Genomic DNA, 14,437 nt, shown 5'->3' with positions numbered 1-14,437 from the left:
CGTCGAGGCTAACGCGCCTGCTCGCCAGCAGCGCCGTCAGACCGCCGTGTAGCCGCCGTCCACCAGGTGGTACGAGCCGGTGATGAAGCTCGCGTCGTCCGAGAGCAGGAACACGGTGAGCGCCGCGACCTCCTCCGGCGTGCCGAGGCGGCCGAGCACGTGCTTGGCGGCGATGGCGTCGCGGGCGTCCTGGTCGAGGTTGTCCTCGAGCAGCGGTGTGAGGATGTAGCCGGGGCCGACCGCGTTGATGCGCAGGCCCTCGGGGCCATACTCGGCGGCAGCGTTCTTGGTGAGGCCGACGACCGCGTGCTTGGTCGCCGTGTAGGCGCTCGACATGGGCGCGGCGACCGATCCGTGGACCGACGCCATGTTGACGATCGCCGACTCCTTCGGGTGCTCGAGCATCGCTGCGATCTGCTCCCGCATGCCGTGGAGCACGCCCGTGAGGTTGACGTCGATGACCTGCTGCCACGCATCCGGCTCGATGTCGCCGGTGCGGGCGGGAGCGCCGCCGATCCCCGCGTTGTTGACCGCGAGGTGCAGGGCGCCGTAGGTCTCCTTGGCCGCGGCCACGACGCGCGCGGCATCCTCGGCCGAGGCGACATCCTGCTGCACGGCGAGCGCGGTGCCGCCCGCGGCCTCGATCTCGCCGACGACGCGCTGCGCGGCATCGAGTGCGATGTCGGTGACGACGACCTTCGCGCCCTCGCTCGCGAGCCGCTTGCTCACTGCTTCGCCGATGCCGGAGCCGCCGCCCGTCACCAGTGCCACCTTGCCGTCGAACCGTGCCATCGTCTGCTCCTCCGCATCGTGTCGAGGAGCCGTCGGCGCCTCCACGAGGTCCAACGCTACGCCGCGGCCAGGCTTCCCGCTCTCCGCCTAGCCCTGCAGCGCTCGCGGTGCGAGGCGCTGCAGCTGCGTGACGTGCTGCGGTCCGAGCTCCTCGAGCGAGGCGACGCCCAGCAGGCGCATCGTGCGCTGCACCTCGCCGGTCAGGATCGACAGCGCGCGGTTGACGCCTGCACGGCCGCCGGCCATCAGCCCATAGAGGTAGGCCCGGCCGACCATCGTCGTGCGGGCGCCGAGGGCCACCGCCGCCACGATGTCGGTGCCCGACATGATGCCCGTGTCGAGGTGGATCTCGAGATCCTTGCCGACCTCGCGCGCGACCTCCGGCAGCAGCAGGAACGGCACGGGCGCACGGTCGAGCTGGCGACCGCCGTGGTTCGACAGCGTGATCGCGTCGACGCCCAGGTCGGCGAGCGTGCGGGCGTCGGCGACCGACTGCACGCCCTTCACGATGAGCTTGCCCGGCCAGGCTGCGCGCACCTCGGCCAACGCCTCGTAGTCGACGGAGGGGTCGAACATCGAGTCGAGCAGCTCGCCGACCGTGCCGTCCCACTTCGAGATCGCGGCGAACGTGACGGGCTCGGTGGTGAGGAAGTTCCACCACCACTCGACCTTCGGCGCCGCGTCGACGAGGGTCGACAGCGACAGCTGCGGCGGGAACGCCATGCCGTTGCGGGCGTCCCGGTGGCGAGCGCCGGCGACGGGCGTGTCCACCGTGATCATGAGGGTGTCGTAGCCGGCCTTCCGCGCGCGCTCGACGAGCTCGAGCGAGCGGTGCCGCTCCTTCATCATGTAGAGCTGCATCCACAGCCGGCCGTCGGGCGATGCCTCGCGCACCCGCTCGATCGAGGTGGTGCCGAGCGTCGAGAGGGTGAAGGGGATGTCGTAGGCCGCGGCCGCCTGCGCCCCAGCGGTCTCGCCCGCGGCATGCATCAGCCGGGTGAAGCCCGTCGGCGCGATGGCAAGCGGGAACGCGCTCGGCGTGCCCAGCACATCCCACGACGTGGAGACATCCGTCACATCCTTCAGCACCGCGGGGTGCAGCTCGACATCCTCGAACGCCTGCCGCGCGCGGGCGATGCCGATCTCGCCCTCGGCGGCGCCGTCGGTGTAGTCGAACGGTCCCTTCGGCGTGCGCGCCTTCGCGATCGTGCGCAGATCCCCGATCGTCTGCGCGAGCCCGAGCCGCATGGCCGCCGGGTTGCCCGGCTTGCGGAAGTTCAGGGTCGCGCGCAGATCGGTCAGGGTGGGGATGCGTCGTTCCACGGTGTCGTGCTCCTCAGGTCGGATGCGTGCGGGCGGTGCTGGTGCGTTCAGATCACGGCGGGGACGAGGCGCTGCCGCTGCTGGCCGAGGCCCTCGATGCCGATCTCCATCACATCACCTGCGACGAGATACGGGAAGCGGCCGGAGAGCGCCACGCCCTGCGGCGTGCCCGTGTTGATGAGGTCGCCCGGCTCGAGCACGAGGTACTGCGAGAGGTGCCGCACGATCTCTGCGACGGGGAAGATCATGTCGGCGGTCGAGGAGTCCTGGCGGGGCTCGCCGTTGACCTTCGACCACAGGCGCAGCGACTGCACCTCGACCTCGTCGGCCGTCACGAGCTCCGGGCCGAGCGGGTTGAAGGTCTCGGCGCACTTGCCCTTCGACCACTGGCCGCCCGAGTGCTTGGTCTGGAACTCGCGCTCGGAGACGTCGTTCGAGACGACGAAGCCGGCGATCGACGCGAGCGCCTCCTCGTCGGAGGCCAGGTAGCGGGCGCGCGTGCCGATCACGATGCCCAGCTCGACCTCCCAGTCGACGGTCGCGGCGTTCGGCGGGATGGCGACGTCGTCCTCGGGGCCGACCACCGTGTTCGGGTGCTTGAAGAACAGGATCGGCACCTCTGGAGCCGCGTCGCCCGACTCGGCGGCGTGCGCGGCGTAGTTCTGGCCGATGCACAGCACCGCCGTCGGGCGGGCGATGGGGGCGCCGACGCGCATCGCGGCCGCGCCCTCGAGCTCGGGCAGCTCGCCGGTCGCGAGCGCTGCCTTCGCGCGCTCGACGCCGCCGCCCGCGAGGAAGGTGCCGTCGATGTCGGTCGTGATGCCGCGCAGGTCGAGGCGGCGCTCGCCGTCGACGAGCACCGGGATCTCGGCACCCGGCTCACCAAGTCGCTGGAATCGCATGGGGTTCTCCTGTTCGTGGATGCGTGAGGTCGGCGGATGCGCCGGTCGTCGGTGGGCGCCCGTCGGTCAGTGGGTGAACGGCCGGTCGCGCGGGACCTCGGGGTTGAGCTCGACGCCGAAGCCGGGCGTCTCGGGCACGACGAGCCGGCCGTTGACCGGCACCGGCTCGTTCAGCAGCAGCGGCGAGAACATCGGCACGACCTCCTCGGCGGTCTCGTGCATCATCAGGAACTCGGCGAACGGGCTGTTCGTGCGGGTGACGACGAAGTGGTACGAGTACACCGAGGAGCCGTGCGGGACGACCATGGTGCCGTGGCTGTCGGCGAGCGCCGAGATCTTGATGAGCTCCGTGATGCCGCCGCACCAGCCGACGTCGGGCTGGATGATGTCGACGCCGGTCTCGAGCAGCTGGCGGAAGCCCCAGCGGGTGGCCTCGTGCTCGCCGGTGGTGATGAGCATGCCTGCGGGCGCCTGCTGCTTGAGCTGCGCGTAGCCCCAGTAGTCGTCGGGGATGAGCGCCTCCTCCATCCACTTGAGGCCGTGCTCGTTCGCGGCGTGCGCGAGGCGTGTGGCGTACTCGACGTCGAGCGACATCCAGCAGTCCCACATGAGCCAGAAGTCGTCGCCGACCCGCTCGCGCATCTCGGCGAGCTCTGCGATGTTCTTGTTGAAGCCCTCCTGGCCCTCCGAGGGGCTGAAGTGCAGCGGCATCTTGCCGCCGATGAAGCCGAGCTCCTTGGCGCGATCCGGCCGGGCGCCGGTGGCGTAGAACTGCAGCTCGTCGCGCACCGTGCCGCCCAGCAGCGCGTAGACGGGCTCGCCGCGCAGGCGGCCGAGCAGGTCATAGAGCGCCAGGTCGATGCCGCTGATGGTGTTGAGCACGACGCCGCGGCGGCCGTAGTAGAGGGTCGAGCGGTACATCTGATCCCAGATGCGCTCGATGTCGGTGACGGGGCGGCCCTCGAGGAAGCGCGCGAGGTGCTTCTCGACGATCCAGGCGCCGATCTCACCCGCGGTGGTGACCGCGAAGCCCACGGTGCCGTCATCGGCCTCGATCTCGACCACGAGCGTGCCGAGCACGTTGATGCCGAACGACTGGCGCGACTGCCGGAACTCCGGGTAGACCGACATCGGCGTCGCGATGTGGTCATCGATCCAGTGGTAGCCGTCCTGGTCGTGGTAGTCGGCGCCCTTGCCGCGAACGGTGTAGGCGCGGACCTCCTTGATGGTGCGCTGCGTCATCGCTGCTCCTCGTCGGTGTCTCGGCTCGGGTCGGGGGTGCGGATGGGCTCAGTCTCGTCGATGCGGATGAGGACCTTGCCGGGTATGTCGGCGTGCGCCGCCAGCTCGGCGAAGGCCGCGTGGCCCTCGGCGAGCGGCACGGTCTTGGTGATGAGCGCCGCCGCCTGCGCCGGCGCCTGCCCGATCCACGCCGCCGCGTCGCGGAAGTCCTGCGCGGAGTAGGTGAAGCTGCCGACGATCGTGCGCTCCTGCGTCGAGACCAGGAAGGCGTCGAGGCCCAGCTTCGGCGCACCCATGCCGACGAGGCAGACGGTGCCGCCGATGCGGGTCGCCTGGAGGCTCGTGCGCAGCGTCGGCTCGACGCCGACCGCGTCGATCGCGACATCGGCCTCGCCGCCGAGCGCGGCGTGGATGCGCTCGACGACGTCGTCGCCCGCGGCATCGAGCGCCGTCGCGCCCAGCTGGGAGACGAGCTCGCGGCGCGAGGCGCTCAGCTCGGTGACGGCGATGCGCTCGACGCCCGCCATCTGCAGCGCCAGCACGACCGACTGGCCGATCGGGCCGCCGCCGGCGACGAGCACGCGGTCTCCGGCCCCGACGCCCGAGCGGCGCACCGCATGCACCGAGACCGCGAGCGGCTCGATGAGCGCGCCGAGCTCGACCGGCATCGACGCCGGCAGCGGCACCACGTTGCGCGCAGGCACGACGATGAGCTGCGCGAACGAGGAGACCACCTCGCGGGCCACACCGATCACGTGCTTGCCGGGGGCCATCTGCTCGCGCCCCCGGAATGCATCCGCCTCTGCCTCCGGCACGACGACGGGATTGAAGGTGGCGATGTCGCCGAGCGTGAGCCCTTCGACCCCGGCGCCGAGCGCGTCGATGCGGGCGACGCTCTCGTGGCCCATCACCTGCCCGGGGAAGCGGCGGCCGTTCTCACCCGTGAAGCCGTGGATGTCGGAGCCGCAGATGCCGGTGGCGATGATGCGCAGGCGCACCTCGCCGGCACCGGGCTCGGGGTCCGGCAGGTCGACGACCTCGAGCCGGCCAAGCTCCTCGAGTCGCAGCGCCTTCATCGAGCCTCCTCCGCGACGACGGCGCTCGCCTCGGTGCGCTCGCCGATCGTGCGCACGGCACGCGAGACCAGGTGGCTGCACGCGATGAGGATCGCGCCGGCTGCGGCGATCGCGGCGAGCGCGTACGAGCCGCCCGCTGCGCCGAAGGCCTCGTCTGCGGCGTTCTTCACGATCGGTGCCAGGAAGCCGCCGAGGCTGCCGATGGAGTTGATGAGCGCGATGCCGGATGCTGCGGCGCCGCCCACGAGGAAGGAGGTCGGGAGCGTCCAGAACACCGGCTGCACCGCGATGAAGCCGGCCGCGCCGAGGGCGAGTGCGAGGAGCACGAGCACCGGCTGCTCGACGAGGACGGAGAGCAGGATGCCGATGGCCGACAGTCCCAGCGTGACCGCTGCCACGACCCGCCGCTGCCCTGTGCGATCGGCGATGCGAGTCGCGATGATCACGCCGACGATCGCGAAGCTCCAGACGGCAGCGGTGAGCAGGCCCACCATGAGTCCGACGTCTTCGCCGACGACCGTGCCGATGGTCGACGGCAGATAGAAGGTGATGCCGTAGACGGCCATCTGGATCGTCAGGTAGGCGACCGCGAAGTAGAGCACGGCGGGGTTCGCCAGCGCTCGCAGGGCACCTCGGGGCGAGTGGTCGGCCTTCGAGGCGTCCTCGCGCTCGAGCGCGGCGATCAGCAGGTCCTTCTGCTGTTGCGTGAGCCACTTCGCGTCGCGCGGGCCGTTGTCGAGGTAGCCGATGCACACCAATCCGACGATCACGGTGAGCACACCGGTGACGAGGAACATGATCTGCCAGCCGTGCATGCCGCCGAGGCCGTCGAGGTCGAGCAGCAGGCCGGAGAGCGGGCCGCCGAAGATGAAGGCGAGCGGGGCGCCGAAGTAGAACAGGCCGTTGACGCGGGCGCGGTGCTCGACCGGGATCCACTTCGTCAGGTACCAGATGACACCGGGGAAGAAGCCGGCCTCGGCGATGCCCAGCAGCACGCGCAGCAGGTAGAACATCGGCTCGTTGACGGCGAACATCATGAGGGCCGAGACGATGCCCCAGCTGATCATGATGCGGGCGAGCCAGACCTTGGCACCCACGCGCTGCATGAGCATGTTGCTCGGCACCTCGAAGACGGCGTAGCCGAGGAAGAAGATGCCGGCGCCGAGCGCATAGGCGGCGTTGGAGATGCCGGTGTCGGCCTGGAAGGCATCCTTCGCGAACCCGAGGTTCGAGCGGTCGAGGAACGCCAGGATGTACATGAGCAGCAGGATCGGGATGAGTCGCGCGGTGACCTTGCGGATCACCGGTGCCAGGGCTGCGGAGCGAGTGTCGGTCAAGGGAATCTCCATCGATCACCAGAGTCGTTCACGTATGTGAATCGGGGTTCACGTGTGTGAAGCCGCCAGATGATGCCACGGACCTCCCGGCGGCGCAACCCGTGCGGGGCGCGGGACCACGCGCGATCACGGGGAGAGCGCGCCGCGCAGCCCCATCTCGCCCCGGATGGCCTGGGCGGCGTCGCGCAGCGGCCCGTAGAGCGCGTGCTGCCAGCCCTCGGCGGTGCGGCTCTTGGGCATCGTGATGCTCATCGCCGCAGCGATCCCCGTCTCGGCGACGGTCGTGAGCGGCACCGCGACGCAGCGGCAGCCGGCGACGAACTCCTCGTCGTCGGTCGCGAAGCCGAGCTGCTTGGCGCGCGAGACGATGCGCATGATCTGCGGCACATCCGTCACGGTGCGGGGCGTGAGCTGCGGCAGCACGACCGAGTCCAGGCGCGTGCGCGCCTCCCCCTCTTCGAGCACGCTCAGCAGCGCCTTGCCGATCCCGGTCGCGTGCGCGTGCAGCCGCATGCCGACCGTCGAGGCCATGCGCATCGGGTTGGGGGAGAGGCTGATGCCGATGTACACGTTCTCGATGCCGTCGAGGCGCGCGAGCTGCACCGTCTCGCCCGTCGCCTGCACGAGCCGATCCATGTGCGGCTTCGCGGTCTCGAGCAGCAGCCGGTGCCCGTCGTACCGCTGCCCCAGCTGCCACACGTGCAGGCCCAGCCGGTAGCGGCGGTCGGAGAGCTCGAGCCAGCCGGCGGCGACGAGCGTGGCGAGGAGTCCGTGGGCGCTCGAGCGCGGCATCGCGAGCGACTCGGAGATCTCGGCGAAGGTCGCGGCGCCGCGCTCGCCGACGAGGTCGATCACGGCGAGCGCGCGCTCGGCCGACTTCACCGGACCCCGTGCCTGACTCATGCGCGCTCCCTCGGTCGTGCTCGCGCATCCATCTTCTCGTGACCGGCAGCGACTGGGGCACCTGCGCGCGACTGGGGCTTGCGCGCCGGCCCCGGTCGTGCGCAGCTGCCCCAGTCGCGCGCTGGGTGCCGAGCGAGCGCACCGCTATCGGGCTGATGGGCGCGGCCGATACTCCACCAGCTCGTGCGTCGCGCGCACGAGCGCCCGCAGCTCCTCGAGCGTCTCCGGCGCCGCACCGAGCGTGCGCGCCTGCACGAGCACGTTGCCGATCGCGGTCGCCTCCACCGGGCCAGCCACCACCGGCAGCCCCGTGCGGTCGGCCGTCAGCTGGCACAGCAGCGCGTTGCGCGAGCCGCCGCCGACGATGTGCACGCGCTCGATGCGCTGGCCGCTGATGCGCTCGGCGTCGCGCAGCGTCACCGCGTAGCCCTCGGCGAGCGACTCGAGGATGCAGCGCACCACCTCAGCGTGCCCCTGCGGCGCGCGCAGCCCGCGCTCGCCCAGCCAGGTGGCGATGCGCGCCGGCATGTCGCCCGGCGGGTAGAAGACGTCGTCGACCGGGTCGAAGACCGGCACCGGCCAGTCGACGCGGGCCGCTGCCTCGAGCAGCTCCGGCAGGCCGAGGCGCTCGCCGCCCGCCTCCCAGCTGCGCTGCGTCTCCGACAGGATCCACAGGCCCATGACGTTCTTCAGGAAGCGGTTGCGGCCGTCCACGCCGCCCTCGTTCGTGAACTGCGCCTCGAGCGCCTCCGTCGTCGCGATCGGCGCGGCCGTCTCGATGCCGACGAGCGACCACGTGCCGCTGGAGATGTAGGCGGCGTCGGGCTCCATCGGCACGCCGACGACGGCGGATGCGGTGTCGTGCGATCCGACGGCGAGCACCTCGGGCGCGCCCTCGATGCCGAAGTGGCTGCGGGTCGGCTCGTCGATCGCGCCGATCCGCGTGCCGGGCTCGACGACCTCGGCCATCAGCGTCTCAGGGATGCCGAACATCGCCATCAGCTCGGTGTCCCAGCTGCCGTCCAGCCGCATGAACCCGGTGGTCGAGGCGTTCGTCGCCTCGGCGACCATGCGGCCGGTCATCCAGTAGCCGAACAGATCGGGCAGCATCAGCAGCCGGTCTGCCGCCTCGAGCAGCCCGCGCTCGCGATCGACGGCGAGCTGGTTGATGGTGGTGAACGGCATGCGCTGCAGCCCGCAGCGCGCGTAGAGCTCGGGCTGCGAGATCACAGCGTCGACCAGCTCGAGACCGCGCGCGGTGCGGCTGTCGCGGTAGGAGTAGGGGATGCCGAGCAGGCTGCCGCGCCGAAGCAGGCCGTAGTCCTCCGCCCACGAGTCGACGGCGACGGAGGCGAGCGCGGCCCCGCCCGACGGACCCCGCGACGCGACGGCGACGCCCCGCATCGCCTGGTCATAGAGCCCGAGCACCGACCAGTGCAGCCCGTCGCCCACGCGCACCGGCCGGTTCTCGAAGCGCGCGATCTCCTCGAGCCGCAGCGACGTGTGGCCGACCTCGGCGCGCACGACGCGCCCGCTGGTCGCGCCGAGGTCGATCGCGGCGACGGTGGCAGTCATCGCAGGAATGCCGCCGCGACGCCCGAGTCGACGGGCACGTGCAGGCCGGTCGTGTGGCTGAGCTCCGGCCCCGTGAGCGCGGCGACCGCGTTGGCCACGTGCTCGGGCAGCACCTCGAGCCCCAGCAGCGTGCGGCCGGCGTAGTACTTGCCGAGCTCTGCCTCGCTCACCCCGTAGACCTTTGCGCGCGATGCGCCCCAGCCGCCGGCGAAGATGCCGGAGCCGCGCACGACGCCGTCGGGGTTGATGCCGTTCACGCGCACGCCGTGCTGGCCGAGCTCGGCCGCCAGCAGCCGCACCTGGTGCGCCTGATCGGCCTTCGTCGCCGAGTAGGCGATGTTGTTGGGCCCGGCGAACACCGCGTTCTTGGACGAGATGTAGACGATGTCGCCGCCCAGCCCCTGGTCGATGAGCGCTCGCGCTGCCGCGCGCGAGACGAGGAACGACCCCTTCGCCATCACGTCGTGCTGCAGATCCCAGTCGGCCTCGCTCGTCTCGAGCAGCGAGCGCGAGAGCGACAGCCCCGCGTTGTTCACGACCAGGTCGAGGCCGCCGAAGGCCAGCAGCGTCGCGTCGACCGCCGCCTGCACCTGCGCCGCCTGCGTCACGTCGCACTGCACGCCGATCGCCACGTCGGTCGAGCCGAGCTCCGCGGCGGCAGCCTGCGCCTTCTCGAGCGAGAGGTCGGCGATCACGACGCACGCGCCGTCGGCGGCGAGCCGGGTGGCGATGGCCTTGCCGATGCCGGATGCGGCACCCGTCACGAGCGCGACGCGGCCGGCATGCGAGCGCGGCTTCGGCTGCCGCTGCAGCTTGGCCTCCTCGAGCGCCCAGTACTCGATGCGGAACTTCTCGGCATCCGAGATCGGCGTGTACGTCGAGATCGACTCGGCGCCGCGCATGACGTTGATCGCGTTGATGTAGAACTCGCCGGCCACCCTGGCCGTCTGCTTGTCCTTGCCGAAGGAGAACATGCCGACGCCCGGCACCAGCACGATCGCCGGGTCGGCACCGCGCATCGCGGGGGACTCCTTGGTCGCGTGGGCGTCGTAGTACGCGGCGTAGTCGGCCCGGTACTGCTCGTGCAGCTCGCCGAGTCGCTTGACGACCTTCTCGACCGGCGCATCGGCCGGCAGGTCGAGCACGAGCGGCTTGACCTTCGTGCGCAGGAAGTGATCGGGGCAGGAGGTGCCGAGCGCGGTGAGCCTGCGGTGGCCGGCGCGCTCCAGGAAGTCGGTGACGACCTTCGCGTCGCTGAAGTGACCGACCATCGGTCGGTCGGCCGAGGCGATCGCGCGCACGTGGGCGGCGATGGCCGCAGCCTTGGCCCGCCGCTTGGCGGGCGTCAGGGCGCCATAGCCCTTGAGCGCCCTCCCGAAGGGCTCGGCCTTGCCGTGCTCCTTGAGGAAGGCGGATGCGGTGCGGATGATCCACTTCGAGCTGCGCTCGGCCTCCGCGCTCGTGTCGCCCCACGCGGTGATGCCGTGCCCGCCCAGGATGCAGCCGAGGGCATCCGGATTCGCACGCTGGATCTCGCGGATGTCGAGCCCGAGCTGGAAGCCCGGTCGGCGCCACGGCACCCACACGACCTTGTCGCCGAAGATGCGCTCGGTGAGCTCGGGTCCGTCGGCGGCGGTCGCGATGGCGATGCCCGCGTCGGGGTGCAGGTGGTCGACGTGCGGCTTCTCGACCAGCGCGTGCATCGCCGTGTCGATCGAGGGTGCAGCGCCTCCCGCGCCGTGCAGGCAGTAGTCGAACGCGGCCACCATCTCGTCCTCGCGCTCGACGCCTGCGTAGACCGCCTCGAGGCCGCGCACGCGGTCGAGGCGCAGCGCCGCGAGGCCCGATGCGGTGAGCGTGCCGAGGTCGCCGCCGGAGCCCTTCACCCAGATGAGCTCCACGAGCTCGCCGGAGGCGGGATCCTTCGCACGCCCCTTCGCCGAGGTGTTGCCGCCCGCATAGTTGGTGTTGCGCGGGTCGGATCCGAGCCGGTTGCTGCGCTCGATGAGCTGCTCGACTGCCTTCGTCATGCCCGTCTCCCTGTGCATCCCGCTCACGCTCCCCAGCTGGCCTGGGCGCCGCCGACGCGCTCGTCGGCGATCCGCTCCTGGTAGCCGGATGCCAGGAAGTGTCGCATCGGGTCTTCCGGGAGGCCCTGCGACGCCCGGAACTCGGCGAGCAGCGGGCGCACGTCGGTCTGGAACGCATCCATCACGATCTCGTTGGCCAGCAGCACGTCGGTGTCGGCGCGAGCGGCGGCGAGCGCCTCGGTGTCGAGCGAGAGCACCCTCGCGACCGCCTCCTGCACGTTGAGCACGCTGCGGATCTGTCCGGGGATCTTGGCCTCGATGTTGTGGCACTGGTCGAGCACGAGCTGCACGTCGGGATCGCCGTAGCCGCCACCCGAGACCAGCTCCATGACGATGCGGAAGAGCTGGAACGGGTCGGCGAGCCCGACGATCAGGTCGTCGTCGGCGTAGAAGCGCGAGTTGAGGTCGAAGGCGCCGAGCTTCCCGAGCCGCAGCAGCTGCGCGACGATGAACTCGATGTTGGTGCCGGGCGCGTGGTGGCCGGTGTCGAGCACCACCTTCGCCTGCTCGCCGAGCGCGATCGTGTGGGCGAAGCTCGTCCCCCAGTCGGGCACATCCGTGTGGTAGAACGCCGGCTCGAAGAACTTGTACTCGAGCAGCAGCCGCTGGTCGGCGTCGAGCTCGGCGTAGATCGCGGCGAGGCCCGCTGCCAGGCGGTCCTGGCGCTCGCGGATGGAATCCTGGCCGGGATAGTTCGTGCCGTCGGCGAGCCAGATCTTCAGATCGCGCACCCCGGTCGCCCGCATGATGTCGAGGCATTCGAGGTGATGGTCGACCGCCTTGCGCCGCACGCGCGCATCGGGGTGGCAGAGCGAGCCGAACTTGTAGTCCTCCTCCTGGAAGGTGTTCGAGTTCACGGTGCCGACCTCGACGCCCAGATCCTCCGCGTGGCGGCGGAGCGCGCCGTAGTCGTCGACCCGATCCCAGGGGATGTGGATGGCGACGCGGGGCGCGAGCCCGGTGGCGGCGTGCACCTGCGCGGCGTCGGCGATCTTCTCGAACGGGTCGCGCGGGGTGCCGGGCGTGCCGAACACGCGGAATCGGGTGCCGGAGTTCCCGTATGCCCAGCTGGGCACTTCGATCTGCAGCTTCGCGAGCTGCTCCTGCGAGGGCGCGATGGCCATGGTCGCTCCTGTCGTCATCGACATCTGGCGGTCCCCGCGCATCGATCGACGGGGAGCTCGTGCCTGCCAGCATGCCGGTCGATGGTTTCGAACGCAAGCGCAAATGTTGCGTTTCGGTATCGAAGGCTTGCGTTAGGGGTTTCGGATGCGTACTGTCGCCAGCAACACCGACGAAGGAGTCCACGTGGTCACTCGCGATTCGCGCATCCTCGATGCGCTGGATCAGCACGGCGCCGTCCAGGTCGCCGACCTGGCCAGGGATCTCGGTGTCTCGGAGGTCACGATCCGCAAGGATCTCGACGCGCTCGCCGAGCGCGACCTGCTCCGCAGGACCCGTGGCGGCGCGCTGCCGCCCGTGCGCGGCGACGAGGGCGCCTTCGCCGACCGCATGCGTCGCGAGGCCGAGGCCAAGCGACTCGTCGCCGAGCACGCCGCGTCGCTCGTCGACGACGGCGACGTCATCGCGCTCGACACCTCGAGCACCGCGCACTTCCTCGCGCTCGAGCTCGTGCACCGCACGGGGCTCGTCGTGGTGACGCAGTCGCTGCGCACCGCCGTCGTGCTCATGGAGCGCTCCGACGCCCGCGTCATCATCCCCGGCGGCACCCTGCGCCGCGAGAGCTCGGGCCTCGTCGGCCCGATCACGGACGCGCTCGTCGGTCGGGGTCGCATCGACAAGGCCTTCGTCGGCGTCGTGGGCCTCTCGCCGGAGCGCGGCCTGCTCGAGCTCGCCACCGACGAGGCCATCTCGAAGCAGGGCCTGGTCGACGCCAGCGACGAGGTCCACGCGCTGTTCGACAGCAGCAAGACCACCGGCTTCGCGCTGCACTCGTTCGCGAGCGCCGGGCAGGTGACGAGCCTCATCACCGATGAGCGCGCATCCGACGACTTCGTCGAGCAGTGGGAAGCGGCCGGCGTCAGCGTCGCGCGCGTCCCCCTCGGCACCCAGACGACCGGCACCGAGCCGGTCCCGGCGCGGGCGGGAAGGGCCTCCCGTCGCCTCATCCAGAAGGAGCATCGATGAAGATCTCACGCAGGATCACGGGCGCACTGGCGCTCACGGCGGCCGCTGCCGTCGTGCTCGCCGGCTGCACCTCGCGAAACGACACCGGCTCGACCCCCGAGCCGGGTGCCACGGAAGGCGGCGACGAGCAGATCACGATCGCCTTCGTGCCCAAGCTGCAGGGCATCCCCTACTTCGAGGCCATGAACACCGGCGGCCAGCAGGCCGCAGAGGAGCTCGGCTTCGAGTGGCTCTACCAGGGGCCCACGACCGCCGACGCCGCCGCGCAGGCCGACATCGTGCGCTCGTTCATCCAGCAGGGCGTCGACGTGCTGTTCGTGGCACCGAACGACCCGAACTCCATGGCGCCGCTGCTGCAGGAGGCGCAGGACGCCGGCATCCACGTCGCCACCACCGACACCGATGCACCGGACTCGGTGCGCGAGCTCTTCGTCAGCCAGGCATCCGTGCAGGGCATCGGCGAGCAGCTCACCGACTCGCTGCTCGAGGCGATGGGCGGCTCCGGCCAGTACGCGATCGTCTCGTGCGGCGAGACGGCGGCGAACCTCAACGCCTGGATCGAGGTGCAGGAGGCCCACACCGCGTCCGAGTACCCGGACGCCGAGATCGTCGACATCGTCTACGCGGGTGAGGATCAGGCCGCTGCGACGCAGATGGCGCTCGACCTCATGAACTCCAACCCGGAGCTCACCGGCCTCATCGGCGAGTGCACCTCGAGCGCCCCGGGCGTCGCGCAGGCGGTCGAGGATGCGGGCCGCACCGGCGAGGTCTTCACGGTGGGCCTCGGCACGCCGCGGGCGATGCTGCCCTACCTGGAGTCGGGCTCGTCGAGCGCCTCGATCCTGTGGGACGTCGAGGGCCTCGGCTGGCTGACCGGCTGGGCAGGCATGCAGCTGGCGAACGACGGCGACCTCGCCGACACCTCCAGCATCACCAACGAGGCGATCCCGGATGTGTCGTACGACGAGGCGACGGCAGAGCTGCTGCTCGGCCCGCCGACCATCTTCACCGCTGAGAACGCCGGCGACTACGACTACTGATCGCCCCCT

General features: G+C 70.9%; 12 protein-coding genes. 2 read left to right on the top strand and 10 right to left on the bottom strand.

Annotated features, from left to right (window positions below; translation table 11 throughout):
* Positions 1 to 36: 36 nt before the first annotated feature.
* The 10 genes from MKD51_RS00830 to rhaI form a co-directional block, all read right to left on the bottom strand.
* On the bottom strand, positions 37 to 792 hold the full coding sequence (locus MKD51_RS00830) for a glucose 1-dehydrogenase (RefSeq protein ID WP_240237097.1): 756 nt from the start codon (positions 790 to 792) through the stop codon (positions 37 to 39).
* An 87-nt stretch (positions 793 to 879) separates the two neighbouring features.
* Positions 880 to 2,115: an alpha-hydroxy acid oxidase gene (locus MKD51_RS00825; protein ID WP_240237095.1), complete on the bottom strand. Its 1,236-nt coding sequence runs from the start codon at positions 2,113 to 2,115 to the stop codon at positions 880 to 882.
* A gap of 47 nt (positions 2,116 to 2,162) precedes the next feature.
* Positions 2,163 to 3,017: a fumarylacetoacetate hydrolase family protein gene (locus tag MKD51_RS00820; protein ID WP_240237093.1), complete on the bottom strand. Its 855-nt coding sequence runs from the start codon at positions 3,015 to 3,017 to the stop codon at positions 2,163 to 2,165.
* A gap of 66 nt (positions 3,018 to 3,083) precedes the next feature.
* Positions 3,084 to 4,259, bottom strand: coding sequence for an L-rhamnonate dehydratase (rhmD, locus tag MKD51_RS00815; RefSeq protein WP_240237091.1), 1,176 nt, complete (start codon positions 4,257 to 4,259; stop codon positions 3,084 to 3,086).
* The gene (locus MKD51_RS00810) at positions 4,256 to 5,335 is read right to left on the bottom strand and encodes a zinc-binding dehydrogenase (RefSeq protein WP_240237089.1); all 1,080 of its coding nucleotides are present in this window, start codon (positions 5,333 to 5,335) and stop codon (positions 4,256 to 4,258) included. Before MKD51_RS00810 ends, rhmD begins: the two co-directional genes overlap by 4 nt.
* Positions 5,332 to 6,672: an MFS transporter gene (locus MKD51_RS00805; protein ID WP_240237087.1), complete on the bottom strand. Its 1,341-nt coding sequence runs from the start codon at positions 6,670 to 6,672 to the stop codon at positions 5,332 to 5,334. The genes MKD51_RS00810 and MKD51_RS00805 overlap by 4 nt, the downstream gene beginning before the upstream one ends.
* 126 nt (positions 6,673 to 6,798) lie before the next feature.
* Positions 6,799 to 7,575, bottom strand: coding sequence for an IclR family transcriptional regulator (locus MKD51_RS00800; protein ID WP_240237085.1), 777 nt, complete (start codon positions 7,573 to 7,575; stop codon positions 6,799 to 6,801).
* A gap of 144 nt (positions 7,576 to 7,719) precedes the next feature.
* The gene (locus tag MKD51_RS00795; RefSeq protein ID WP_240237083.1) at positions 7,720 to 9,150 is read right to left on the bottom strand and encodes a rhamnulokinase family protein; all 1,431 of its coding nucleotides are present in this window, start codon (positions 9,148 to 9,150) and stop codon (positions 7,720 to 7,722) included.
* Positions 9,147 to 11,180 carry a bifunctional aldolase/short-chain dehydrogenase gene (locus tag MKD51_RS00790; RefSeq protein ID WP_240237081.1) on the bottom strand — a complete coding sequence of 678 codons (2,034 nt, stop codon included), beginning with the start codon at positions 11,178 to 11,180 and terminating at the stop codon, positions 9,147 to 9,149. The genes MKD51_RS00795 and MKD51_RS00790 overlap by 4 nt, the downstream gene beginning before the upstream one ends.
* A gap of 23 nt (positions 11,181 to 11,203) precedes the next feature.
* Positions 11,204 to 12,364 carry an L-rhamnose isomerase gene (gene rhaI / locus MKD51_RS00785; protein WP_240237079.1) on the bottom strand — a complete coding sequence of 387 codons (1,161 nt, stop codon included), beginning with the start codon at positions 12,362 to 12,364 and terminating at the stop codon, positions 11,204 to 11,206.
* Between the two features lie 184 nt (positions 12,365 to 12,548).
* Here rhaI and MKD51_RS00780 point away from each other — a divergent pair, with 184 nt between their 5' ends.
* Positions 12,549 to 13,388 carry a DeoR/GlpR family DNA-binding transcription regulator gene (locus MKD51_RS00780; RefSeq protein WP_240237077.1) on the top strand — a complete coding sequence of 280 codons (840 nt, stop codon included), beginning with the start codon at positions 12,549 to 12,551 and terminating at the stop codon, positions 13,386 to 13,388.
* Positions 13,385 to 14,428 carry an autoinducer 2 ABC transporter substrate-binding protein gene (locus MKD51_RS00775; protein ID WP_240237075.1) on the top strand — a complete coding sequence of 348 codons (1,044 nt, stop codon included), beginning with the start codon at positions 13,385 to 13,387 and terminating at the stop codon, positions 14,426 to 14,428. Before MKD51_RS00780 ends, MKD51_RS00775 begins: the two co-directional genes overlap by 4 nt.
* Positions 14,429 to 14,437: the final 9 nt, after the last annotated feature.

Source organism: Agrococcus sp. ARC_14 (assembly GCF_022436485.1).
In the GTDB taxonomy this organism is placed as follows: Bacteria; Actinomycetota; Actinomycetes; order Actinomycetales; family Microbacteriaceae; genus Agrococcus.
The sequence above is the reverse complement of the archived record's forward strand: the minus strand, read 5'-3'. Positions and strand labels throughout refer to the sequence as shown.

What these genes read in the sequence shown, in the direction of transcription:
- MKD51_RS00830 (WP_240237097.1), bottom strand. Translation starts at nt 792, where the DNA reads ATGGCACGGTTCGACGGCAAGGTGGCACTGGTGACGGGCGGCGGCTCC.
- MKD51_RS00820 (WP_240237093.1), bottom strand. Translation starts at nt 3,017, where the DNA reads ATGCGATTCCAGCGACTTGGTGAGCCGGGTGCCGAGATCCCGGTGCTC.
- rhmD (WP_240237091.1), bottom strand. Translation starts at nt 4,259, where the DNA reads ATGACGCAGCGCACCATCAAGGAGGTCCGCGCCTACACCGTTCGCGGC.
- MKD51_RS00810 (WP_240237089.1), bottom strand. Translation starts at nt 5,335, where the DNA reads ATGAAGGCGCTGCGACTCGAGGAGCTTGGCCGGCTCGAGGTCGTCGAC.
- MKD51_RS00800 (WP_240237085.1), bottom strand. Translation starts at nt 7,575, where the DNA reads ATGAGTCAGGCACGGGGTCCGGTGAAGTCGGCCGAGCGCGCGCTCGCC.
- MKD51_RS00795 (WP_240237083.1), bottom strand. Translation starts at nt 9,150, where the DNA reads ATGACTGCCACCGTCGCCGCGATCGACCTCGGCGCGACCAGCGGGCGC.
- MKD51_RS00790 (WP_240237081.1), bottom strand. Translation starts at nt 11,180, where the DNA reads ATGACGAAGGCAGTCGAGCAGCTCATCGAGCGCAGCAACCGGCTCGGA.
- rhaI (WP_240237079.1), bottom strand. Translation starts at nt 12,364, where the DNA reads ATGGCCATCGCGCCCTCGCAGGAGCAGCTCGCGAAGCTGCAGATCGAA.
- MKD51_RS00775 (WP_240237075.1), top strand. Translation starts at nt 13,385, where the DNA reads ATGAAGATCTCACGCAGGATCACGGGCGCACTGGCGCTCACGGCGGCC.